The 23,907-nt window shown below is 61.3% G+C and carries 21 protein-coding genes; 6 read left to right on the top strand and 15 right to left on the bottom strand.

Going from position 1 to position 23,907, the window contains the following annotated elements; all coding sequences use genetic code 11:
- Positions 1 to 36: 36 nt before the first annotated feature.
- From A4R35_RS24440 to A4R35_RS22020, 7 genes are all read right to left on the bottom strand, one after another.
- Entirely contained in the window at positions 37 to 210 is a 174-nt protein-coding gene (locus A4R35_RS24440) for a hypothetical protein (RefSeq protein WP_189362175.1), read from the bottom strand.
- Positions 211 to 317: 107 nt separating this feature from the next.
- Positions 318 to 1,349, bottom strand: coding sequence for a zinc-binding dehydrogenase (locus A4R35_RS22045; RefSeq protein WP_112433293.1), 1,032 nt, complete (start codon positions 1,347 to 1,349; stop codon positions 318 to 320).
- 419 nt (positions 1,350 to 1,768) lie between these two features.
- A complete protein-coding gene (locus A4R35_RS22040) occupies positions 1,769 to 2,599 on the bottom strand; it encodes a sulfite exporter TauE/SafE family protein (protein ID WP_112433291.1) in 831 nt (276 codons plus the stop codon).
- A 175-nt stretch (positions 2,600 to 2,774) separates the two neighbouring features.
- A complete protein-coding gene (locus tag A4R35_RS22035; protein ID WP_112433289.1) occupies positions 2,775 to 3,215 on the bottom strand; it encodes a hypothetical protein in 441 nt (146 codons plus the stop codon).
- Between the two features lie 190 nt (positions 3,216 to 3,405).
- The gene (sat, locus tag A4R35_RS22030) at positions 3,406 to 4,590 is read right to left on the bottom strand and encodes a sulfate adenylyltransferase (RefSeq protein WP_112433287.1); all 1,185 of its coding nucleotides are present in this window, start codon (positions 4,588 to 4,590) and stop codon (positions 3,406 to 3,408) included.
- A gap of 174 nt (positions 4,591 to 4,764) precedes the next feature.
- On the bottom strand, positions 4,765 to 5,361 hold the full coding sequence (gene cysC, locus A4R35_RS22025; RefSeq protein ID WP_112433285.1) for an adenylyl-sulfate kinase: 597 nt from the start codon (positions 5,359 to 5,361) through the stop codon (positions 4,765 to 4,767).
- A 129-nt stretch (positions 5,362 to 5,490) separates the two neighbouring features.
- On the bottom strand, positions 5,491 to 6,489 hold the full coding sequence (locus A4R35_RS22020) for an aryl-sulfate sulfotransferase (protein WP_112433283.1): 999 nt from the start codon (positions 6,487 to 6,489) through the stop codon (positions 5,491 to 5,493).
- 486 nt (positions 6,490 to 6,975) lie between these two features.
- On the opposite strand from A4R35_RS22020, the gene A4R35_RS22015 reads away from it, so the two are divergent.
- Together A4R35_RS22015 and A4R35_RS22010 are read left to right on the top strand one after the other, a co-directional pair.
- Positions 6,976 to 7,221 (top strand): hypothetical protein, encoded by a 246-nt coding sequence (locus A4R35_RS22015; RefSeq protein WP_112433281.1) that lies wholly within the window; start codon positions 6,976 to 6,978, stop codon positions 7,219 to 7,221.
- Between the two features lie 609 nt (positions 7,222 to 7,830).
- Positions 7,831 to 8,052: a hypothetical protein gene (locus A4R35_RS22010; protein ID WP_112433279.1), complete on the top strand. Its 222-nt coding sequence runs from the start codon at positions 7,831 to 7,833 to the stop codon at positions 8,050 to 8,052.
- A 321-nt stretch (positions 8,053 to 8,373) separates the two neighbouring features.
- Here the strand turns inward: A4R35_RS22010 and A4R35_RS22005 are convergent, their stop codons facing one another.
- From A4R35_RS22005 to nifS, 4 genes are all read right to left on the bottom strand, one after another.
- On the bottom strand, positions 8,374 to 9,219 hold the full coding sequence (locus A4R35_RS22005) for a 2-oxoacid:ferredoxin oxidoreductase subunit beta (protein WP_223258446.1): 846 nt from the start codon (positions 9,217 to 9,219) through the stop codon (positions 8,374 to 8,376).
- Between the two features lie 2 nt (positions 9,220 to 9,221).
- Positions 9,222 to 11,000 carry a 2-oxoacid:acceptor oxidoreductase subunit alpha gene (locus tag A4R35_RS22000; protein WP_112433275.1) on the bottom strand — a complete coding sequence of 593 codons (1,779 nt, stop codon included), beginning with the start codon at positions 10,998 to 11,000 and terminating at the stop codon, positions 9,222 to 9,224.
- A 1,576-nt stretch (positions 11,001 to 12,576) separates the two neighbouring features.
- A complete protein-coding gene (locus A4R35_RS21995; protein ID WP_112433273.1) occupies positions 12,577 to 13,749 on the bottom strand; it encodes an aminotransferase class I/II-fold pyridoxal phosphate-dependent enzyme in 1,173 nt (390 codons plus the stop codon).
- Between the two features lie 356 nt (positions 13,750 to 14,105).
- A complete protein-coding gene (gene nifS, locus A4R35_RS21990; protein ID WP_112433271.1) occupies positions 14,106 to 15,260 on the bottom strand; it encodes a cysteine desulfurase NifS in 1,155 nt (384 codons plus the stop codon).
- 276 nt (positions 15,261 to 15,536) lie between these two features.
- Here nifS and A4R35_RS21985 point away from each other — a divergent pair, with 276 nt between their 5' ends.
- Complete coding sequence (locus A4R35_RS21985; RefSeq protein WP_112433269.1) at positions 15,537 to 16,130, top strand: GNAT family N-acetyltransferase; 594 nt, start codon at positions 15,537 to 15,539, stop codon at positions 16,128 to 16,130.
- Between the two features lie 132 nt (positions 16,131 to 16,262).
- Here the strand turns inward: A4R35_RS21985 and A4R35_RS21980 are convergent, their stop codons facing one another.
- On the bottom strand, positions 16,263 to 17,039 hold the full coding sequence (locus A4R35_RS21980; protein WP_146747302.1) for a hypothetical protein: 777 nt from the start codon (positions 17,037 to 17,039) through the stop codon (positions 16,263 to 16,265).
- Entirely contained in the window at positions 17,011 to 17,934 is a 924-nt protein-coding gene (gene larE, locus A4R35_RS21975; protein ID WP_112433265.1) for an ATP-dependent sacrificial sulfur transferase LarE, read from the bottom strand. Before larE ends, A4R35_RS21980 begins: the two co-directional genes overlap by 29 nt.
- A gap of 175 nt (positions 17,935 to 18,109) precedes the next feature.
- Between larE and mocA the strand changes: the two genes are divergently transcribed.
- The 3 genes from mocA to A4R35_RS21960 all read left to right on the top strand — a co-directional run bounded on the left by mocA (position 18,110) and on the right by A4R35_RS21960 (position 20,601).
- Positions 18,110 to 18,823: a molybdenum cofactor cytidylyltransferase gene (gene mocA, locus A4R35_RS21970; RefSeq protein WP_112433263.1), complete on the top strand. Its 714-nt coding sequence runs from the start codon at positions 18,110 to 18,112 to the stop codon at positions 18,821 to 18,823.
- A gap of 54 nt (positions 18,824 to 18,877) precedes the next feature.
- Positions 18,878 to 19,297, top strand: a complete 420-nt coding sequence (locus A4R35_RS21965; protein WP_112433261.1) for a tetratricopeptide repeat protein — start codon at positions 18,878 to 18,880, stop codon at positions 19,295 to 19,297.
- Positions 19,298 to 19,560: 263 nt separating this feature from the next.
- On the top strand, positions 19,561 to 20,601 hold the full coding sequence (locus A4R35_RS21960) for an SIS domain-containing protein (protein ID WP_112433259.1): 1,041 nt from the start codon (positions 19,561 to 19,563) through the stop codon (positions 20,599 to 20,601).
- Between the two features lie 104 nt (positions 20,602 to 20,705).
- Here A4R35_RS21960 and nagA read toward each other — a convergent pair whose 3' ends face one another.
- Both nagA and A4R35_RS21950 read right to left on the bottom strand, forming a co-directional pair.
- Positions 20,706 to 21,902 (bottom strand): N-acetylglucosamine-6-phosphate deacetylase, encoded by a 1,197-nt coding sequence (gene nagA / locus A4R35_RS21955; protein WP_112433257.1) that lies wholly within the window; start codon positions 21,900 to 21,902, stop codon positions 20,706 to 20,708.
- A 561-nt stretch (positions 21,903 to 22,463) separates the two neighbouring features.
- Positions 22,464 to 23,708: an NAD(P)/FAD-dependent oxidoreductase gene (locus A4R35_RS21950; RefSeq protein WP_112433255.1), complete on the bottom strand. Its 1,245-nt coding sequence runs from the start codon at positions 23,706 to 23,708 to the stop codon at positions 22,464 to 22,466.
- Positions 23,709 to 23,907: the final 199 nt, after the last annotated feature.

Below are 23,907 nucleotides of genomic sequence, written 5' to 3'. Positions count from 1 at the left end.
TGAGTAACCTGCGGCCTGGCCGGCGAGGAGATAGCTTCAGCTCTCGTGCTCGCCCAGTAATCGGCGCACGATGAGGAAGGTGATCAGGGCACTGATGACCGTGACCGCCAGGACCAGGATGAGGGTCAGTCGCTGGTCCTGCTGCTCCTCCTCTGGCTGATCGACGATTTCGATGGGACGGCTGCTCGTCTCACCGGTTGTCTGTGTCATGACACTGCTCCCTTCTGCTCTGCTTGCTTACCTTCTCCTGGGGCAGGTGAGAATCTCATCTACCTCCTTACTTCCCCCGCTCGCGCTGGTCGCCCTCGTGCTCCTCCTCAGTCGTTAGGCAGAATGATGAGCTTGCCAAACTGCTGGCGCTCCTCCATGAGGCGCTGGGCCTCGGCGATGGCGCTCAGGGGATAGGTCCCATGAACGACTGGTTTGAGCTGTCCTCGCGCCACCAGCTTGAGCACTTCGGCCAGGTCGTGGCGTGTGCCTCCATAGGAGCCAATGAGAGCAATCTCTTTGATGAAAAGCAACCAGACATTCGTCTCGGCCACATCGCCGCTGGTCGAGCCGCAGGTCACCAGGCGCCCTTTGCGGGCGAGGCAGGCAATAGATTGCCCCCAGGTATCCTTGCCGATGTGATCAACGACAACATCGACGCCCCGCTTATTGGTCAGGCGTCGGACCTCCTGTACCAGGTCAGTCGTCCGATAATTGATGACCTCGTCGGCTCCTAATGCGCGCGCCCGCTCTAGCTTTTCGTCAGAGCCAGCGGTGGCGATGACCCGCGCCCCGCAAAGCTTGGCGATCTGAATAGCTGCGCTGCCAACACCACTGCCAGCGGCCTGGACGAGCACATCCTGGCCCGGCAGGAGCGGGGCCCGGATGGTGAGCATATGCCAGGCGGTGATGGTTGAAAGGGCCACCGCCGCTGCCGAGACGAAGTCGAGACCCTCCGGCAAGGGAACGACGCTGGAGGCGGGCACACGCACATACTCGGCAAAGCCCCCTTGACTGGCCAGACCAATGATGTCGCCACTGAGACAGAGCACTTCCTCACCCGAGCGACAATACTCGCAGCGGCCACAGAAGAGGTACGGCGCCACTGCCACCCGCTGACCTATGCTTAGCCCACTGACGGCGTCCCCCAGGGCATCAATCTCGCCAGCGATCTCTGAACCACAAATATGCGGCATGGGGGCTACCCGGGTCCTCCCACGGCGCGAATGCAGGTCAAGATGATTTACCCCACAGGCACGAACTTTGACAATGACGTCCTGGGGACCAGGCACCGGGTAGGGTACCTCTTCGATTTGTAAGACCTCCAGGCCACCGGTTTGGTGAAAGACTGCGGCTTTCATGCTGCCTCCCGTTGGCAAGAGTGGGATATCTGCTACGTATGCAAGCTATGATGTATTGTACCTCATTCTCTTGCTTTCGCCCAGATTGTGCGCATCTGGTAATGCCCGCCTTGCCAATCTCAGCGGCAGCGCTCAGTCGCCAGCCTGGATGAAGACCCGTAGCAAGCCCGTCTGTTTGTCAGGTCCAGCCGTGGTCAGCAGGGTCGATGAGTGAGGGGGAGACTGCCCTCCAGGAGAAGACGCTCAGTCAGGAAAGACGCCGGCACAGACAGGCCAGCATCAAGGGAGGCGCTGTTGCTCCTCCGGCCTCATGACCTCGCCTAAAGCGAGGCCGGAGAGCAAGCACGCCTCCCTCCCTTCTCTGGGTCCTGTACGTTATGTCTGCGACAGGGTAGGGTCGTTGTTCGTTCTGTCCGCCTTTAGATCAGTTTCAAACCTGAGACCGCCAGAACGACGGCCAGCACTGGGTTGAGCACTTGATCGGGGATGAATTTACTGAGCTTGCTGCCAATGTAGACGCCGGGCAGCGAGCCAAGCAGGAGCAGGCCGACGATCTCCCAGTTGATGGAACCGGAGCTGAGATAGCCAACCATACCGGCTAGCAAGAGGAGAAAGGCCTGGAAGATGTCGGTGCCAACGAGCTTCTTTGGTCCCAATTCGGGATAGAGGAAGGCCAGAGTCACGATAATCAGGGTCCCGCTGCCGACAGAGGTGAGACCTACCAGGAAGCCGACAAAGGCCCCAGCCAGAATCAGCAGCAGCCGCCGGTACCAGGACGGATTCCCTTCCTTCCCTTCACCTGGATTGTCACTCTCACCCGTTTCCAGGGCCGCCTTCTTGCGCTTACTCGCCAACTTCTCAGCATAGCGCAAGAGATAGGGCCGCGCCAGCAAAAGGATGGCTACCAGCACTAGAGTGTAACCAATGGCATGGAGCAGAATGGTATTAATCAGATGACCATAGTGGGCGCGAACGTATTGTACAAGAAAGACACTTACGAGAATAGCAGGCACGCTTCCACAGGCAAGCCAGAGCGCGGCACGGAAGTTGATCTGACGCTGACGCGCATGGATGATGGTGCCAAAGCCCTTGGTGATGGCCGAGTAGGTCACGTCCGAGGTCACAGCCCATAACGGGGGAACACGGAAGAGCAGGATCATGATGGGGGCTAGTAGTGAGCCTCCTCCCATGCCGGTGAGGCCAATGAGAAAACCGACCATCAGCCCTGCAAGCGATATGCGAAAATCCATCAATATACCTCCCACACAGGTAACTCAACCAACGCTCGATACCCCGGCTACCTGAGACTATGCCGGCTGGCGACCCTGCCCTGATAGGCAGGCAGACAGGCAAGCTGCTTCCCCTCAGCAAGATCCAGCGCCTGGCGCTCCAGGGACCTCTTGTAGGGTTGTCGCTTTGTCCCCTCTACCGATCAACCTGGCGGCAGGCCGAGCGGCCCTCCAGCCTCTCCTCGCGAGAGATCAGTAAGGGCATCGCCAGAGGAAGCAGCGAGAGAAGAGCGAGCAGCAGCAACGCCTGCTGGCCTCCTGGTTGCGCCAGCGGGGCCCGGCCTCGCCGCTGGCGCTGAGCCACAATCAGGAGAGCATAGACCAGCAGCGCCAGTTCATTCAGAGCCACCCCCAGAAAAAAGCTTCCGCTGCCCAAGGCCACATCGTGGGAAAGAGTCGGACGCAGCTCCGTCGCTCGCCCGAGGAACCAGAGGCCAGCCACAGCGTAGCCGCCGCTGGCCAGCGCCAGCTCAGCCAGAATCAGGCGAGGGCCATGAATGGCGATCTCCAGCGTCAGAAAGCGCCGCAGCGATGGCAACTTGCTGGGTGCATCCGTGTCAGATCTCGCTGCTAACATCTCTTTTCTCCATCTTCTTGTACCTGAGCGCATCCCTGGGCGATCACTTCGCCCAGGTAGCGACCTGATGGCCCAGCGACCGGTCAGATAGCGATCGACGCGATGCCCGCCCCACTCTCGCCTGATCACCCCGGGTTCAGGCCGCTCCAGACCAGCGAGGCAAGCGGGAAGCACGGCGCCAACCTGCGCCCTAGCGGCTTGCACTTTCCCCGTTGCGCTCGCGCATAGCCTCGATCAGAATGCGCGCCACTTCGGGGCGCGTGAATTCGTGCGGCGGCATCTCGCCAGCGCGCAGCATCTGGCGCACTTTGGTGCCGCTGAGAATGACATGCTGGCTACTGTCATGGGGACAGGTCTTTGTCGAGGCCATGCCCTCACAGGCACGGCAATAGAAGGTATGGTCGAAGAACAGCGGCGTGATTCCGAGCAGCTTTGCATCAAATTCGGCAAAGATGTAGTGGGCGTCATAGGTTCCATAGTAATTGCCGACGCCGGCATGATCACGCCCCACAATGAAATGAGAACAGCCGTAGTTCTTGCGCAAGATTGCGTGAAAGACCGCCTCGCGTGGACCAGCGTAGCGCATGGCTGCAGGTAGCACTCCGAGAATCACACGGTCGGCAGGATAATAGTGCTCTAGCAGCACTTCATAGCAGCGCATGCGCACAGTGGCGGGAATGTCATCATCTTTGGTGACGCCGACCAGGGGGTGCAGATAGAGGCCATCGACGATTTCGAGGGCACATTTCTGAATATATTCATGGGCCCGATGGACGGGATTGCGCGTCTGGAAACCGACCACGCGTCGCCAACCACGCTCCTGGAAGAGGCGTCGCGCCTGCTGCGGAGTGTAGCGATAGGCGGCGAAGGTCTGCTCTGGCAAGGTCAGGACACGCACGCGTCCTCCAAGGAGAACGTCGCCCTGCTGGTAGAGAGCTTTGACACCGGGATGCGCCTCGTCGTCGGTGCGGTAGACGCGCCGCGCCTCGTGCTGCTTGTCATAGCGATACTTTTCTTCGAGGGTCAGGACAGCCTGCGGTACACCCCGTCCGTCAACGAGTGCCACCTGGCTCCCTTCTTTGAGTGTGGCCGCCCGTTCCTGATCAGTAGCCAGGGTAATGGGAATGGTCCAGGGGAGGCCGTTGCTGAGATGCATCTCCTCGACGACGCTCTCGTAGTCGGCCCGCGTCATGAAACCACGCAGGGGGCTGTAGGCTCCTACAGCAAGCATCTCCAGGTCTGCCAGCTCGCGTACCCCCACCGGTACCTGCGGTAACTGGCGCACGCGCTCGCTCAGCTCCTGACCCTCACGCTCGTCCACAAGGTTTACGACCAACCTGCCCCCATGAGGGGCAATCAATCCATCCTCTGACATCTGCTGTCTCTCTTCTGCTCCTTGTTCTCTAGTTGTACTTTCTTAGCCCAGATCGACGCTCTCCTCTCTACCTGCCAGCCCGGCCCGGCGTTCATCGCTCCTGACGCGCTTCCTCCAGCGGGGCAGGCCGGGCCAGTCGCGGGGCGCTGCGCTGCGCCGCTTTCTGACTGAGGGTCAGGAGGCCAGGCTCTCGCCAGAGCGCCCCGCCGGCACTGCCTCCTCGACAAACTCTGACTCCAGATAGCCCAGCTCGACCAGGCGAGCAAAGATGCGCGCCACGCTCTCCTCCAGCGTTTCGCGGTCCGTTTCGATGACTAGCTCGGGCTGCTCCGGCTCCTCATAGGGGTCGTCCACCCCGGTGAAGTTTTTGATCTTGCCCTCGTCGACGAGGCGATAGAGACCCTTGACGTCGCGCGCACGACAGACCTCCAGCGGACACTTGACATAGATTTCCACAAAGCGCCCGATCTCACGCCGCGCCCACTCGCGCGCCTCGCGATAGGGCGAAATGGCCGCTGAAATACAGATCACGCCGTTACGCGTCAACAGCTTGCAGACAAAGGCAATGCGCTTAATGTTGGTATCGCGATCCTCGCGACTGAAGCCCAGGCCCTTGCTCAGATGGGTGCGTACCTCATCGCCATCCAGGACCTCGACTTTGCGCCCTCGCGCCCGTAAGCGCTGCTCGACCGCACGGGCCAGGGTGCTCTTGCCAGCCCCAGAGAGACCGGTAAACCAGAGTGTAAAGCCGCTATCGCCGTTCCTTTCCATCAGATTCTGCTCTCTCCTTCTTTTCCTTTCTTCTTCTTCTTGCTTTCTATAAACAGATGCCTGCGTTTGCGAAGCAGGAAGACAGACTATTGCTATCACCAGAGCAGGGTGCGGCACCAGCACAGGGCCTCACGATTGGGTCCTGATTCCCGTGAGCGATGGTTGAGACTCGTGTGCGACCTCTTGCAGTATCAGGGCCTCGTAGAGGCGCCACTCAGGATCGAATTGGATCGTGGTCAGCTCGGCGGTACCGCTGCTGCCCGCACGCAGGACCACCCGCGAGGTTTTCCCATCGACCAGCACCCAGGTTTGCGAGCGCGGTTCATAGCTGCAGTCCTGCAGCCAGTCGGTGCCAGCCTCGACCACAGACTCGATGGTAGCCCTGCCACCCGGATGGGTGAGCCGAGCCAGCAGCGCCCGCCCGCCAACGGTATCGGCCACGGTGAAGTGCTCGTCATCGAGGATGCGCACAGAGTGAGGATGATCCAGCCCTTCCAGCACTGGCTGCCATTCGCCGCTCTGGCGATCGATGGCAATCACCATCCCTTGATGGAAGAGCGAGGCCAGCACGGCCCCTGTGGGATGCTCGGCAACGGCGTTGACATGGGTCGTCTGACTGAGCGTGCCGTACTTCTCCTGACGATGGTCACGCGTTTTGTCAAGCTGCCGCAGGATTCCAGTTGGGGTATGGGTGAAGCCATGATCGGTGGCCCACCATTGCCAGAGGACCTCACCCCGGCGGCTGACCTCCACCACCAGGTCAAGACCCGTGCTGGCAAGCAAATAGCCGCGCGCGCTGCGAGAGATGGAATGCAGCGCATTGAAGAGGGGCAGCGAGATCACGTCACGGCGTAGCTCGCGCAGCTGCGGATCAACCTCATGGATGCTGGTGGCGGTGGTCACCAGGATGCCCTCGTCGGAGGGAACCATGCCCGCCGCCATACTGAGCGGTAACGTGCGCTCAATGCTTCCATCGACAACCAGACAGAGGAGTCCGCCCAGGTCCTCGTTGGGCTTCTGCAAGCTGCCCCGCACTGTCAATGGACAGGTGAGCTGCTGGCCGGTATCGGCCCAATGCTTTTTGAGAGTCGAATGCTTGGTTGAGATACAGCTGACGAGAAGGTTCATCTTGATGCTTCTCCACCTTTCTGGCCCTGCTCAGCCGAGTCTCTCGCGGGCATGGACCACAGTGAATATGATGTCATGACGACCGGTCATAACAAATCTGGGTTGGGCTGTCTGCAGTCAGCGCCTCCGACGTGGGCACAGAGGGGACCGAACCAACGCCTGGCCAGGCCCGGCTCGGTCCGGTCCCCTCTGGCACCATCGCCGCACGCACGCTTTGTTCTTCCGCTTCCACCTTTTACGCTGCCCGCTTTGTTGATTTTGTCAATCAACAATGTCGAGTACATCCGTTGTTACTATACTACTGTAGAGGATCGCACCTTGTCAACCCTGGGGCCGCTAGAGCAGAGCGGGCCAGGCAAGCAAGGCCCAGCCCTTGACGCAGAGCCAGTCACGCGCTATCATCGGAGAGGCTACCAGACAGGTATGAGGAAAGTATCAACAGACCATCAAAAGATTGCAAAAGATCGGTAGGCGTAGGGACGGAATATGTTGAACAGGCTACGGGGTCGCAATCTCGCCCATCCCGGTTGCTTAGTGGGAACAACCCTCGGGCTAACGATCGGTCTGATTCTCGCGGCGGTGTTGGCGACCAGCTTTAACGTGAATATCAATCTGGATCTGGTGATCTGGTTCGGCCTGACGGTCGTCCTGGGGGGAGTGGGCTGGATTATCGGCGATCGCCTTTCTTCGCGCTTCCCAGCTCTTGAAGAAGAGCAGCCACCGCAGACCTGACCAGGTCTCTGGCAGTCCCTTAGTTGCTCATCCGTGCTCATCCGCTTGGCTCCTGCCCGCATCGCGAAGCGAGGAACTACCGCCGGTCAATCGTCATCCAGGCCCAGGCTCTGCTATGGTGGTGGGCAAGAAGACCGCAGATCAGTCGCCTACCTGCCAGCAGGCGATCGGGCTGGTGCAAGGCTAGCAAGGAGACTGGCGTCAGACGACATTTTGTGGTATAGTTGTTTCTAACTACAAGGATCCCTCGGCTCCACTGCGCACACCAGACAGTGGACCGTCTTCCTTGCCAGCAAGCTGAGCAAAGCCGCTCCAGCGCTCGGGCAATGACGCACAGTGCGTATCGTCGTTGACCGGCTCCGTATCACTGTGGTACCGATTGATCACTGTGGTATTCCTGGTACCGTGGTGGCCTCCGCGGCGGCTCCTCTGATGCCTACCCTGGCGGCTTCCCCGGCTCCATTCGCCACATGCTGTTGACCACCGATACGGGTCGTCCCTTTTGTTTCAGTTCAGCCATCTACTGCTTCTTGTCAATCTTTCCCCTTCATGCAAGGAACGATGCGTAGCAGTGACGTGTCTGCCCGACACGGTCCAGGAGGACAAGCGATGCCAAAGAATGAGTTCCATCAGCCCGTTTCTGTGGATTCTGCCCCCAGGGGCAGCCGCTGTGAATGGTGTGGTGAGCCGGCGGAGCGGCAGCTCACAGCCATTGGCGGCCTCTACCACAACGATGGCGGCCTCTTCTGCCGCCCCTGCGGCGAGAAGTTTATCCAGGCAGTGCTTAACTCGCTGCAGTTTCCCGGCCAGTTGGGTCTGGGCGCACGCTAGCGAACGAGCCGTTCAGACCATCTCAAGCGCCCCCAGCCTGCTCACCCACCAACTGCATCCCAGCCAGCAGTTCGCAGGCCGGGAAGAGGACCTCTTCACAGGGTCTTTGTTATCTTCTTGCTCCCCCTTTCCAGGAGTCCACCAACAAAGAGGACGCGCGCGGCAGGAATCGAGCCGGCGCGCGTCCTCGTGCCATCTTTATCTGCTCGTCTTCTCGCCCGTTGGGGCAGGCAGGGGCAATGTAATACCCGGGCCGCCGGTCCCCAAGAGACCTTACCTCGTCAATCCTCTCGGCGTTGGCAACGCAGCTGGAAGAGGGGACTAGGCATAGCGCTGAATGTATTCGTCGATGCGGAACTCGCGAGGCTCAACGACCTCACGGGTCACGCGCTCCATTGTTGGCCGCTCCTCGCGGTAAAAGAGGCCGATATACTGCTTCTCGCTGTCGAGAGCATACTCCAGGGCCTTGAGCCGGCTGCTCGGGTCATGATCCTCTGGCAGCGGCGTTACCGCGGCATCCCAGGCATCGAAGGTATTGTAGAAGGTTGGGCAGGGACTGAGCACATGCACAAAGGAGAAGCCCCGATGCAGAGTAGCCTGCTCGATCAGGGCCGCCAGCTCTTTGGGGCGAGCGGAGTAGCCGCGGGCCACAAAGCTCACGTTCAGCGAGAGAGCGGTCGCGACCGGATTGAATTGCGAGGCCAGCAGGCCATAGGGCGAGGACTTCGTCTTGTGGCCATGCGGCGAGGTAGGCGAGGTCTGTCCCTTGGTCAGGCCATAGGTCTCGTTATCCATGACGATGGCCGTAATATCGATATTGCGCAGAGCGGCGTGCACCAGGTGGCCCACACCGATGCTGAAGAAGTCGCCATCGCCTCCCACGGCGATCACCGTCAGGTCAGGGCGGGCCATCTTCAGGCCCTGGGCGACCGGGAGAGCGCGCCCATGCACGCTATGGAAGCCGAAAGTGCGAATAAAGTGGGGGAAGCGGCTGGAGCAGCCAATACCCGAGACAACCACCGTCTGATCGACGGGCAGCTTGAGGGCGGCCATGCTGCGCAGCGTCGCGTTGAGTACGCCAAAATCGCCGCAACCCGGACACCAGGTCGGCTTGACCTCGCTCTTGTAGTCCTTGAGCGTGAGCGTTGGAGTGGTTGACTGAACCACGGCTAACAAACCTCCTCAATGGCCCGCAGGATCTCGCCCGCGGTGAAGGGAATGCCCCCGAATTTATTGACACGAATCGGCTGCAGGCCATACCTGGCCCCGAGCAGGTTGGCCAGCTGGCCCGAGTAATTGCACTCGGGAACGATGATCGTCTTGACGGAGCTGATGAAATTGCGAAGAGCACGATCGGGCAGCGGCGAGAGAATGCGCAGGTGCAGTGAGGCTACCTTGTAGCCTTTGGCCCGTGCGCGATCAACCGCCTCTTGAATAGCTCCCTCTGTCGAACCCCAGCCGATCAGTCCGATCTCGGCGTTGCTGTCCCCATACGGCTCCGGCTGTGGCAGCTCCTGGGCCGCCGTCTCCAGCTTGCGAAAGCGCTTCTGCATCATGGCCGTGTGGTCTTCCGGCTCGTAGTCTGGATGGCCATGCTCGTTGTGCTCCAGGCCGGTGGCGGAGTAAGGAAGGGCGCCAGGTCCGGGGATAGTCATGGGAGAAATGCCACTGGCTGTATAGGCGTAGCGCGCGAAGCTGGCCGCCAGGGCTGTCGCCGCCTCGTGCTTGCTCCCGTTGCTGCTGGCCCCATTGGCGCCGTTGCTGCCCACCTTGCCATACTCAAGGCGCCCCTCAATGGTGAAGGGCTGAAAGACGCTGCGGTCGACGCTCTCAACGCGAGCCGTCAGCGACTGGTCGGTGAGAAAGATGACTGGCATCTGGTAACGGTCGGCCATGTTGAAGGCCAAACCCATCAGGCTGTAGCAGTCGGCGACATTGGCCGGCGCCACGATCAGGCGCGGCGTATCGCCGTGGCCACCATAGAGGGCAAAGCTGAGGTCAGCCTGCTCCATCTTGGTGGGCATGCCCGTGCTTGGACCAGCACGCTGGGCATCGACAATGACCGCTGGTAGCTCGGCCATCGAGGCCAGCCCGATCAGCTCGGTCATCAGGGAGAAGCCCGGGCCGGAGGTCGCCGTCATGGCCCGCACACCGCCGAAGGAGGCACCCAAAACCGCCGCCAGGGCGGCCATCTCATCTTCCGCCTGCAAGAAGGTCCCTCCTACCTGCGGCAGCTCCTTGGCCATCGCCTCCATGATGTCGCTGGCCGGCGTAATCGGATAGCCCGCGAAGAAGCCACAGCCTGCCGCCAGGGCGCCCGCTACAACCGCCTGGTTGCCATTGAGCACCACGCGATCGGCCTTTTCTACAGGGCTAAGCTGGTAGGGATCTCGCTTTTCGATCTTCTCACGTACATAGCGGTAGGCGATGTCTAGCGCCAGGCGGTTCTTCTCCATCAAGACGGGATTGGCCTTGCGGGATTTGGAGAGGCGGGACTCGACTACCTGGAGCAGGGCCTCCAGAGGTGGCCCGAAGAGGCCAGCTATGGCCCCCAGCATGACCATGTTCTTGGTCTGAAAAAGCTGCACTTCCTTGCGCGCTAGCTCGTTGAAGGGCACGGCATAGGTGATGAAGTCGTCGCTCTCGGGCGTGAAATCACCAGGATCGTAGACCAGGACCCCCCCCCGGCGCAGGTCGCGAATATTGCGGTCGTAAGCCTCTTTGTTGAGGCAGATCAGGACGTCCGCATAGTCTCCCATCGATTTCACGGGGCGATCGCTGATGCGCACCTGGAACATACAGGGACCGCCCAGGATCTCCGCCGGGAAGGTGCGGAAGGTGAAGACATGATACCCCCAGCGCGCGGAGGCGAGCGCCAGGATGTCACCACCCGAGATGGTCCCTTCGCCCGACTCGCCACCAATCCGAATCGTCACTTCATTCTCCATTGAATGCCCCCTCTAAAAATTCAACCGCGCCCTGTGCACAGAAATGGCGCGGCCCTTAAAAAGCGCTCCCGGGATTCCACAGAGTGCCCGCGACTAACAGCGGTCGCTCTCTGCTCTTGTTCCGGTCTGCGTCTGCTCGACTGCCTTGCACTCAAAACAGGGTGCTTTGCCGATGGCACGGCTCCTGTGTTCACGATGCTGCTGCTGACTGCAGAATCCGCCAATACGCTCGGCTCGTCGTTGACTGGCCTGCCCCCTCCTCTCTCCTCTCAGGAACAGGAACGGGAAGCCAGCCAGGTGCTGTGCTCTACACTTCCGATATTATAGCACAATGTGGACCGTACGATGTATCGATCTATCGCCATGCTGAACCAAATGTCGCGGGACTTCGTTGACTCTTCTGGCCTCTCCCTCTTCCCAGCGAATCGCGAGTGTGTTACAATAGTGGTCGCAAGGGCCCATAGCTCAGCGGTTAGAGCAGCCGGCTCATAAGTGCGCCGCTGTGCTCTACCTGTCTCTGCTGCGTAGTGCAGCACCACTGGGACCGTTGTGGTTAAAGCCTGGTCTGACCTGATCCCGAAAGGGTTAGGGGACAGTAGCATGACCAGAAAAGTGCGGCTCGGGGGAAACTGCTTACCCCGCTCCGTGCAGCGAGGCCGTATATGGTGAGGAGGAACTTCCGAACCCGAGATGTGCCCGCTCAACCACCCGTGCGATGGCAGGATTGCGCACGTTGCCCGATTTGACGACCGTGGTTATGAGGGTCGTCAATGGTCCCATCGGGCTGGCGGCTGGTAGCTCAGCACATCATAAGGGCACCTACGTACGGACCGAGGCAGGTAGGGAACTGCGGGATCACCTTCCAGGATACGGGTCGCCTCTCCGGTACTAACCCTGCCACCGGCATCGCCCGTGTCCTCTGGTGACGGAGTGCCCATAGTACTCAAACGATCGGGGTAATGCCCGATACACGGGGAAGGGGCACAGGGCGCTGCTTCCAGCCCTCTGGCTCGACAGCGCCTGGAGAGCCGTGTGCGTCGAAAGGCGCACGCACGGTTCGGGAAGAGATGACTTCGCTCAGCATCTGTGCCTTCCGGCAATCAGCGCTTGCTCGCCTGGTCGCTTCCAGGCTAGGCATAGGCTGGGCAGTCGTCGGCTTCACCCGGTTGGTCCCTGGTTCGAATCCAGGTGGGCCCACCTTCACCCTTGCTCGCTTACTTCCTTGGTTCGCCCGGCAGCCGGTTGCCATCCCATTGTCAGCCAGCTGCTCTCTCCCTCTACTCCTGGCTAACCCTCCCCGCTCAGATCGTGAGAAGGGCCTCGCTCTGTGATCGGCCCCCCTCCCTTGTTGCGCGCTCTCTCTCAGATCCTGACCTTTCTCTCTTCGTTCCAGCATGGAGGAGGCAGTGCACGGCCAAGAGCGGGCCAAGGTCACGAGAGGGAGGAGAGAGAGGCAACTGCAGACCACAGAAGCAGGGAGAGGGTGAGCAAGCCGGAAGGGCGGGCAGGCCCGGCCCCCGGGGCCCGATACAAAAGACAAGCAAAAAAGAGGGGAGTGGTCCGGGCGACCGCTCCCCTACTGGTGACGCTTCAGGAAGCGCTCGATACGCCGCAGGGCTTCCTCCAGTTGCTCATAAGAGGTGCAATAAGCACAGCGCACATAACCGGCACCGCAGGCACCAAACGAGCTACCGGGCACGACAGCCACGCGCTCTTCCAGCAGCAACTTTTCGGCAAACTCCTCATCGCTCATGCCAGTCTGGGTCACACAGGGGAAGGCATAGAAGGCCCCTCGCGGTTCGCAGGTCGGCAGGCCAATGCGGTTGAGCCCATCAACAAACAGCCGCCGCCGCCGCGCATACTCGGCATGCATAGCGCATACGTCTTCCTCGCCGTGCCGCAGGGCCTCCAGAGCTGCGACCTGGGCAACAGTGCCAGCGCACATAATGGCGTATTGATGCACTTTCAGCATGGCCTCTAGCAGGGTGGCCGGAGCCGCTACGTAGCCGACGCGCCAGCCCGTCATCGCATAGGCTTTGGAAAAGCCGTCAAGCAGAATGGTACGCTCGCGCATGCCCGGCAGCGCCGCCATGCAGACATGCTCAGTCTCGTAGACCAGGCGACTGTAGACTTCATCGACCACCAGGTACAGATCATGCTCCAGGGCCAGACGCGCGATCCCTTCCAGCTCGGCCCGCGGAATGACGGCCCCCGTCGGATTGTTAGGGTTGCCAAGGAGAATGACTTTGGTGCGCGGCGTGATCAGGGGCGCGATCTCCGCAGCGCGTACAGCAAAGTTGTAGCGCGCATAGGTCGGAACCGGTACAACCACGCCGCCGGCAAAGAGAATATCAGCTTCGTAGGCAACATAGCCGGGGTCCAGCGAGATCACTTCATCGCCCGGATCAACTAAGGCGCGCATCGCCAGATCGACCCCTTCGCTGACGCCGACGGTGACCAGGATCTCTTTCTGCGGATCATACAGCAGGCCATAGCGACGCTGCAGCATTGCAGCGATCTCTTCGCGCAATTCGAGGATTCCATAGTTCGACGTGTAGTGCGTCTCTCCACGTCTGAGGGCTTCGATGCCCGCCTGGCGAATATGCTCCGGCGTCACAAAATCAGGCTCGCCTACTCCAAGCGAGATGACGTCCGGCATGCTGTTGATGATGTCGAAGAATTTGCGAATGCCGGAGGGTTTGACGGCCCGCACTCGCTGTGAGAGCGCTTCGCGTTTGAGTGTGTCCATAATCAGCTGCCTATCCCTTCTTGTGCACACATGGAGGCCAGGAGCGGCAAGCAACGCCCGCGGTTGCCTGTCCTTTCCCTGCCAGGATCATCTGCCAGGCGGATGATCCCGCAGGTGTCTTCCTTAGTTAGTATCCTGTTGCCTCTGCTGTTTCCACTGTAGCACAAACGGGCCGAGGAGACAACGCCTGGCCGCAGAACCTGCCCCAGATAGTCACAGGTCAGCAGGCCTGGCATACCCCCGAGACTGGCGCGCTCATCAATGGCCAGGCTGATCCTTCCCGCTGTCCGCCCTCTGCTCTGTTCTTGTCTTGGACGAGCCACCTGAGCCAGCGGCCCGGCCCGGCCCGCCCACACTCAGCTGGCCAGACTGCGCAGCTTCTCAACGATGCCCGGCAGGACAGTGAGGACGGTGTCGACGTCTTCTTCGCTGTTGTCTTTGCCGAGGGTCAGGCGCAGACTACCGCGCGCCCACTCGGGCGGCAGGCCGAGCGCGACGAGGACATGCGAGGGTTCAACCGAGCCAGAGGTGCAGGCTGAGCCGGTCGAGGCGGCAATGTTGAGCAGATCAAGGTTGAGCAGGATCGATTCACCCTCGACCCCCTCAAAGCAGAAGCTGGCGTTGTTGGCCAGGCGTCGCGTTGGATGGCCGGTCAGACGGCTGCGCGGGACACGGCTCAGGATACCTTCGATCAGGCGATCACGCATGGTCCGCAGCCGCGGTTGAACCTGCTCCAGCTCCTCGTAGGCCAGGCGCAGGGCCGTGGCCGCTCCTACAATGCCGGCCACGTTCTCGGTTCCAGCTCGCCGACCGCGTTCCTGCGAGCCTCCTTGCAGCTGCGGCAGGAGTCGGACCCCCTGGCGCACGTAGAGAATGCCAACGCCCTTCGGCCCATAGAATTTGTGAGCCGAGAGGGAGAGCAGATCGGCGTTGAGCGCCTTGACGTCGAGTGGTAAGGCCCCACCCGCCTGGACAGCATCAATGTGGAAGGGAACCTTGCGCTGCCGACAGATGCGCCCAATCTCTTCAACTGGCTCAATGGTCCCAATCTCATTGTTGGCATACATGACGGAGACGAGGACGGTCTCAGCAGTGATGGCTCGCTCAACGGCCTCGGGGTCCACCAGCCCGTGCTCGTCCACCGGTAGATAGGTGACGTTGAAGCCGAAACGCTCCAGATAGTGACAGGTGTGCAGGACGGCATGATGCTCGATGGACGAGGTGATGATGTGCTGGCCTTTGTTGCGCGCGGCCAGAGCGACACCCTTGATGGCCAGGTTGTCGCTCTCGGAGCCACAGCCGGTAAACACGATTTCGGTGGGCCGGCAGTTGAGTATGGCGGCAATCTCTTCACGCGCCCTGTCAATGGCTTGCATGGCCCGCCGCCCCAGGGTGTAGATACTGCTGGCATTGCCATAGTCGCTGGTGAGATAGGGCAACATGGCCTCCAGCACCCGCGGATCAAGGGCAGTCGTGGCCGCATGGTCAAGATAAATGAGTCGCTCTGGCATGGCTATGCTCTTAACATCAAATTACTACTTTTCCTGGACTTCTTCCTCTACTACTGTCTAGATATTTAAAGTTAACAGTTGTTCTCCAGTCGTTCGCGCCCTGCGACGGAAGAACGCTTGTTTGACGGCTGCCTTCATTGTATCATAGAATGAGCTCCGCTTCCTGCCTCGCTGCACTTCGGGAGCCTCTCGTTTCATTTTCCATAACTATAGCATGCCAAATACGGTTCTCTTTCTTTTTATACATAGTCCAGCGTAAAAGAAAGGAATACTCCAATGGGGGAAGAACTTTTCCTTAGCCTGATGCCCGATTTTGAAGAGCTGAAGGGTCAGCGTGTCATCGTAAGATCATATCGTGAGGAGGACGCTCCTGCCCTCTTTGAGGCCATCCAGGAGTCGCGCGCCCACCTGCGCCCCTGGATGCCCTGGGCTGATCAGCATCAGCGCCTCGAGGAGACGCGCGATTGGATCAACCGCCAGCGCGCTGCCTGGCTGATGCGCGAATCTTACAGCTGTGCGGTGCTGAGCCGGGCCGATCAGCGCTTCGTAGGTGGCATCGGCCTGCATCCCCACGATTGGCAGGCGCGGGTCTTCGAGATCGGCTACTGGCTGCGCGCCACGGCTACTGGTCGAGGGTATATCACAGAAGCCACACAACTGCTGACCAGCTTTGCCTTGAGGCAGCTCGGAGCCAACCGCATTTTCATCCGCTGTGACGAGCGCAACGAACGCAGCGCCGCCATTCCACGCCGTCTCGGCTTTGTCTTTGAGGGTTGCCTGCGTAACGAGGCCCGGGCTCCCGATGGCAAGCTGCGCAATACGCTGGTCTTTGCGCTGACGCCTGCGGACCACTGGCAGGCCGATCAGTAGATCAGAAGGAGAGGGGCCAACGGCACAGCACAGCAGTGCGCGCCACCCTCGCTGCGCTGCCGGCCTCTCTCCTTCAGGGCCCCTCAGCAGAGCTGAGAAATGCCGCGCGAGATTATTGCCTGCCGCCTGCCTCTAGAGACCGCCCCAGTTGTAGACAACGTCGGGTTGCACGTGCGGACTGTTATAGGCCAGGGTGATGAGTTCATGAGCCTGTAGCTGGAGGCTGCGGAAGTCGCCTTGATAGGGCTTGCCATCGACGTAGACACTCCAGCCGCTGGTCTGGTCAAGCTGGCTGGGGAAGCCGTTGCCCAGTCCGGCAAACTGGTTTTTCCAGATATCGAAGAACTGGCCCAGGGTGAAGCGGGCGTTCTGCGGCGCCTCAATATGGATAACACCAGTCGTGTCGTGGGTATGGAGCCAGTAGATGCAGTCGCTGGCAATGCCGGTGTTGGCAGGAATCTGCACGGCTTGACCGTTGATGTAGATCGAGAGATGGGCGTGATAGTGCACTGCCACCTGCTCGCTGGCATCACAGTAGACCTGATCAACTGGCGGATAGGCCGCGTCGACGATCGGGTGGTTCTGGCTCTGAGCCTGGCTTTGCTGGCCTTGAGCCTGACCCTGAGACCCGGCACGAATCAGGAAGTAGCCCCCTCCTCCCAGCAACAGGAGAAAGAGGACGACAACGCCGCTGGATATGAGCAACGTACGGAGTCTGGCCCGCTGCTGCGCCCGTTCGCGCTGCTGCTGTGCTCGCCGTCTGCGCTCCTCTCGTGCTTGCTTGATCGATACTTCCTGCTTCCGCTCTCCCACCTGCGGCCCTCCCTGTCGGTTGCTCTGGCCAGCCCCCGCGGTCCCCGCAGTGCGCCTTACAATACCGCTAGTCTGCTGAGCCTTCCTTCTGCTCATGGTTGCTCTCCTGATGACCCTCCATCGCCGGCCTCTTCTTCCTGAAGAAGCCCTCGTTCATACTGCCGCTGCGGAAGCCGAGGAGATCGAGGGTGACATAGAGATAGCCGAGACGGCGCAGGCCCTCCGTGACCTGGCGGCTCGTCTCCTCTTCGATCAGGCGAGGCATGTCCTGCCGCTCGACCTCGATGCGAGCTACGGCCCCATGATGGCGCACACGGACCTGACGCAAACCCAGCTCACGCAGGAGCTTCTCCGCCTGATAGACCCTTTGTAATGTCTCGAGGTCGATGCGTGTCCCATAGGGGATGCGCGAAGAAAAGCAGGCTAGCGCCGGTTTATCCCAGACAGGCAGACCCAGCCAGCGCGCCAGGGTCCTGATCTCGCTTTTGTGCAGCTCCGCCTCCAACAAGGGACCTCGCACGCCAAACTCGCGGGCTGCGCGCTGCCCTGGACGGAAATCACCCTCATCGTCTTTGTTGACCCCATAGGCTACATAGCGTAGGCCATGCCGCCGGGCCAGAGCCGTCAGGTGGGTGAACAGCTCCGTTTTACAAAAATAGCAGCGATTGGGCTGATTCGCCAGATAGCGCTCATCTTCAAGCTCATGAGTCTCGACGGTCAGCACACGAATGCCCAGCTCGCGTGCCAGCTGCAGCGCGGCTTCGCCCTCCTCGGGCGCATAGGCAGGTGAGAGCGCCAACGCTCCAAGCGCCCGCTCGCCAAGTTCGTCGTGGGCCACCTTCAAGAGCAGGGTACTATCGACGCCGCCAGAGTAGGCCACTAGAACCGACTGCATCTCTCTCAGGATGGCCTGCAGGCGCCGGTACTTCTCCAGTGTCGCGGCCTCAAGCGCCGTGACACGCTCATCCTTCGCCGAGGGAGTTGTGAGCATAAAACTGCTATCTTGCCTTTCTTGATCTCCCACCCAGAGGGGAACGCCGGAGCTGGCCGTCCTCCTGTCAATTGCGACGGGGTCAGCCGCGTTCCTCGCCGAGCTGATGATGCTATACTATAGAGCAGTATTGTATTGAAGATCTCGGCTGCGCGCGGTCAAGTGCTATTATAGCATGGCCGACAAGCCTGAGACGAACGCCAGACACAGCGAGGAAGCCATCGTGAGCGAAGAGCCAGTATGCGCCGCCATTCTCCTGGCCGCGGGCACCTCTAGCCGTATGGGTGGGGGCCGACATAAGTTGCTCTTGCCCCTGGCCGGGCGCCCGCTGCTGCAGCACAGCGTGGAGGCCGTTTTGCGGTCGCAGGCCCGCCCCCTGGTGATCGTTCTGGGTCACCGCGCTGAGGAGGTGCGCGCGGCCCTGGGCGCCTACGCCGCCGATCCAGCGGTCGAGCTGGTCATCAACCCTGACTATGCTCAGGGCATGAGCACCTCGCTGCGCTGCGGCCTCCAGACCCTGCTGGCCCGCGCTGCTCGCTTAGGCCAGCCGCCACCCGCTGCTGCCCTGATCTTTCTAGGCGATCAGCCTTTCATCCCGCCTCACCTGATCGATCGGCTGATCGCCGCCTGGCGCAGCTCTGGCCGACGGATCGTGGCCCCCAGCTATGAGGGACGACGCGGGAATCCTGTGCTCTTCGCCTCAGATCTCTTCCCAGAGCTGGAGCGTGTCACCGGGGATGAGGGTGGACGCCGCGTGATTGAGCGCCACCGCGCGGAGATAGCGCTCGTCGAGGTGGAGGAAGCACTGGCTTCCCATGATGTTGACACATGGGAAGCCTATCAGACGGCCCTGCGCGCTCAGTCAGATGAGAGCGACCCTCAGCAATAAGCGATGAGGGGTCGTGGCCAGCTCACCTAGTGCCTGTGAGTGAGGAGGTAGTAGATGTCTAAGAAGCCTGAAGAGCACTCACAGTCTCAGGCTTCAGCACACGAGCAGGCAGCTTTCTGGTTGAACTATGCGCGCGAGCTGTGGGGAGCGATTCGCTATCCCGAGGCGCTCGCCGCCGTCGAGCGGGCCTTAGCCCTGGCGCCCGAAGATCCCGCTGCCTGGTATCTGCGCGGAGCCTGTCTTTGCCTGCTGGCGCGCCATGAGGAGGCTTTGGAGTCCTTTGAGGAGGCCCTGCGTCGGGATAGACAGTATGTTCCCGCCTGGGACGGCAAGGCCTGGGCTTTAGGGATACTCGGACGTCGCGCCGAGGCCCTGGCTGCCGTTGAAGAGGCGTTACGCCTCGATCCCCACTATCTGCAAGCCCATCTACGTAAGGCACGCCTGCAGGCCACTGCTGAAGTTGATGCTGACTGAGCGAACGGAGTGGGGAGAGCACCGTGCCTGGATGCGGTTGATCTCGCCCGGATGAGGGTCGGGCCGTAAGAGAGTGGGCAAGCAGCCAACAACGTGGTAGGATAGTGGCGTGGTGGCTGATGGCCGGGCTAAGCCACGCCCGCCTGCGCCCTGTGCGAGTCAGCCAAGGAGGCTGAGCCACCGCTACGCCTGCTGCTGATAGACCAGACGGCCTGACGCAGCAAGTTGGCTACCCGACCACGAGCGAACGGAGAAGTGTCTGCATGTCCTCATCATTGCTTGAGCAAGAGATCCGCAGCCAGCCCGAGGTCCTCGCTCGCCTGCTCGAACGGGAGCGCCCCCACGTAGAGGAGATTGTCACCTCCCTGCCACCGTTCACCCATGTGCTGATCGCCGCTCGGGGATCATCGGACCACGCCGCACTCTACGCGAAATACGTCTGGGCGGCCCTGGCCGGCCATACCATCGCGCTGGCCACGCCCTCGCTTTATACTCTCTATGGCCGGCCCCCCCGCCTGGATGGGGCTCTTGTCGTTGGCATTTCGCAGTCAGGTCAGTCACCCGATATTGTCGCTGTGCTCGAAGAGGGCCGCCGCCAGGGCCGTCCGACGCTGGCCATCACTAACGACGCCGGCTCTCCCTTGGCGCGGGCCGCCGACCATGTGGTCGCCCTGCACGCTGGAGCTGAGCGCAGCGTCGCCGCTACCAAGACCTATACCGCACAGCTAACAGTTCTCGCCCTCTTCGCCGCCGCCTGGAGTCCTGAGTCAGCCAGCCATCTGACGGCCTTAGAGGCCCTGCCCTCCGCCGTTGACCAGGTGCTGGCCCAATCTACAGACATTGCCCGTCTGGCCGAGCGCTATCGCTATATGGATCGCTGTGTGGTGATCGGGCGCGGCTTCAACTATGCCACGGCCTTTGAGCTGACGCTCAAGCTCAAGGAGCTGACCTACGTAATGGCCAATGCCTATTCTTCAGCGGACTTCCGTCACGGCCCCATCGCCACGGTCGACGCCGGCCTGCCAGCTATCCTGATTATGCCGCGCGATGCGACCTACGGCGATATGCGTGAGCTGGCCGAGGAGCTGCAGCGCCGCGGCGCAGAGCTACTGGTGATCTCGGAGGAGGCCGAGGCCCTGGCTCTGGCCCGCACACCTCTACCTCTGGTGAGCGGCCTCCCGGACTGGCTGAGTCCTGTGACGGCCATCCTCCCCGGCCAGATGCTGGCCCTCCATCTGGCGCTGACCCGCGGCTACAATCCTGATGTGCCGCGCGGCCTCCAGAAGGTCACGCTGACGCTCTAAGCCAGCGCTCCCCACCCTGGCATCTGTCTTTCCGTCTGCTTGCTTTAACTGATAAGACAAAGCAATGCCCCGGCGCTTGTCCGGGGCATCCTTTGTCTTGCCATTTATTCTAGCAGGCGAGCCAGTCGCTCACGCCAGGAGGCACTGACGAAGGCCAGCCGCCCCCGACAAAGGACCGCCTGCAGCGCGAGTGTCCGATCGAAGATGAGAAGGTCAGCGTCGTAGCCAGGCTGGAGCCGGCCCTTGCGCTCGCCGACGCCGGCAGCCAGGGCAGGATTGTAGGCCAGCATACGGGCAGCATCGCGCAAGGAGAAACCGAGCATCTGCACGACGTTGCGTAAGGCCTGCTCCATCGTCAACACGCTCCCCGTGATCGTGCCATCCGGCAGGCGCGCCGCGCCATCGATGACGGTAGCCCGCTGGCCCCCAAACTCAAAGGAGCGCTCCGGGCTGCCCGCGCCACAGAGGGCATCAGTAATGACCACGGTGCGCTCAGGCCCCAGGGCTTTGACCAGCGCCTTCATGGCCGCTGGATGAACATGCACCCCATCGGCGATCAACTCGCCGCGTACATGTCCCGCTTCGACCAGGGCTCCCAGCGGTCCCGGCTCCCGATGATGGAGAGGACGCATGGCGTTAAAGCAGTGCGTGACGTGGCTCACCCCCAGAGCAAAGGCCCGCCGCGCCTGCTCGTACGAAGCATCAGAATGCCCCAGGCTGACAGTGACTCCCGCCTCCAGGAAGCGGCGGATCATGGCCTCAGCGCCGGGCAGCTCGGGCGCCAGGGTCACCAGCCGGAGATGGCCGCGGGTCAGTTCCAGAATGCGCTCGGCCTCCGCCTCACTGGGCTGGCGCAGCCACTCGGGCAGGTGCGCCCCCCTGCGCGCAATATTCAGATAGGGACCCTCCAGATGGATGCCCAGCGGCTCAGCCAACGGCTCCCGACTGGCCTCACAGCGCTCAATGGCCTCTACCGCTGCCCTCAGCTGCTCTTCTGGCAAGGTATATGGGACCCCAATGACCCCAATAAGAAAGGCCGTGGTCCCGCTACCAGGCGCCCAACGGGCATAGGCACAGATCTCGCTGGCGTCCTCCGTACTGAGATTGAAACCACCTCCACCATGAGTATGCACATCAATGAAGCCCGGCAGCAGGATGGCATCCTCAGCCTCGATGACTAAGCCCGGCTGCTCTCCTCCGCTCGCCGGCTCAATACGCCCATCCGCAACAGTAATACTGCTGTCAGACAACTCGGCCAGTGCATCGACGAGATGCGCTCCTTGAAAGGTGAATCTGCCCAAATACGTACTCCTTCACTGGTTCAGTGATTTGACAGCTGGTATCTCACACTGTGGAGTATTCCCAGGAGAAGAGAACTTTTCTACCTGCGACCACAGTATTATATAAAACGCGGCCACGCCTGTAACAAAAGGCATGTATACGCGCTTGTACGCTCATGCCACCTATCGCCTCATCGCTCGACGGCAACTTGCGGCCAGGTGGCTATGTGATCTATACAACTATTCATTTGTACCTCTAGGCACAAGAGTACCAGGAGATGAGCAACTTGGCAAGCCCATTCACCTGCTCTGGCTTCTGAAGAGAGCGCAGAGCGCACGTTACGCATTACGGCGATGCGGGAGGCAAGAGATCGAGGGAAACCAGAGGCTGGCGTCTCGCGAGTAAAAGCTCATGCAGGGCAAAGAGATCAGATGGAGGCGACGGCTCAGGAAATCGGGCAGGCGAGGCGTCTGGCTCATCACTGCCATTGGAGAGACAACACGTGCCCGCCCGCCCGACGTCCTCACGTCAGTGAGGAATGCGCTCCTCTGCGGAGGCGAGAAGAGGCATACCGCGCTGCATTAGCGGCTCACCGCGGAAGCCACCTGTTCGCCGGCGCGCTCGCCCAGCACCATACCGGGGAGCATGCCCAGAGCCCCCAGCCCCTCGACAGCCAGAGCAGGAGCCACCGCCCCCACAGGATGCAACTCGGGGACCATCTGCGGTGTGACCTCGAGGTCCACGGCCCAGGTGTAGGCCGGTTCCTGCTCTGCCAGCTCGGGCAGCCAGTGATAGGTCAGCTCTTTGAGCCGGCAATGGTAATGGGCGTCATTGCGCGTGACCCCGGCGCGACCGTAGCGACCACCAGTCACCGTGAGCCGTCCCTCGCCCGCCCTGAAGTCCGCGTAAGTGTAGGGCAGGGCATCCCCAAAGACGGGGAAATCGGGTGGCAGCTCGGCGCGGAAGGCCAGCGCATACAGGCGTGCATTGGGGCGAGCGCCCGGGCCTACGGCCAGGATCAGCCCTCGCGTCAGTAGCGTGTGGCCGTTGGCCAGATGCAGGCGCCAGCCACTTGCCCCGCCAGGCAGAGGTATCTCCTCGTAGGAGATCACCGGAGCGTTGCCGCGCAGTTCAACACCCGCACGACGGGCGCGTCGCGCCAGGTGCGCCAGCAGGGTCAGCGGGTGTACGCGCGCTTCATCCGGCAGCCAGAGGGCCGCATAGACAGTGCGCACATTGAGTCGGCCTCCGGTAGCCTCTGCCACCTGGGCTGGGGTCCACAGCTCCGCGCGCAGCCCCATGCGCAGCCGCAGATGGACCTCACGTGCCAGGTTGCGCGCCCCGCTGATGGTCTCGGCCAGGCTTAGCGAGCCAGTTAGATGCAGGGAGAGCAGCGAATCGGGGAGAGCCGCCTCCCTGACCAGCGAGAAGAGAACTTCGGTGGTGGCAGGCCAGAGGGCAAGCGCTGGATGCCCTGCAGGCAGGGTCGTCAGGTCGGCATTAATGCCAACGCTTAAGATGCCGGCATTGCGCCCACTCGTACCACATCCAATGAGCGCATTGCGCTCCAACACCAGGACACGCGCCCCCGTACGGCGGGCGCTCAGAGCCGCGCTTAAGCCAGCAACGCCGGCCCCAATCACTACAACATCCAGCGGTTGGGCGGGAGGGCCTTCATCAGCGATGTCCGGAAGGTGCAATTCCGCTCGGACAACAGGATCAAGGTCATCCCACCAGGGGATAACAGATCGAGGAACAGGAGTGGTTGGCGGGACTACAGTCGTGCGTCGATCAGGATCGGCTTCAGTCTGCGTTTCAACTCGCATAAAGCTCCTTTTCACAAGGGCAGTAGCGCGGCAGGACGTGACGAGATGCGCATCACCGTCCTCCCAAGGGCGTGGCAGCCCAAGCGAGAGAACGACGGCGGCACGCTACAGCATGCCCTCTGGGGAGCAATGCGTCAGGAGCAACCAGGCTCATCCCGCAAGGGAGCCGGCTAGCGGAGGAGAAAAGCCGCGCGGCTCC

Source organism: Thermogemmatispora tikiterensis, from assembly GCF_003268475.1.
Taxonomy (GTDB): domain Bacteria; phylum Chloroflexota; class Ktedonobacteria; order Ktedonobacterales; family Ktedonobacteraceae; genus Thermogemmatispora; species Thermogemmatispora tikiterensis.
This window is presented reverse-complemented; position numbering and strand designations above follow the sequence as displayed.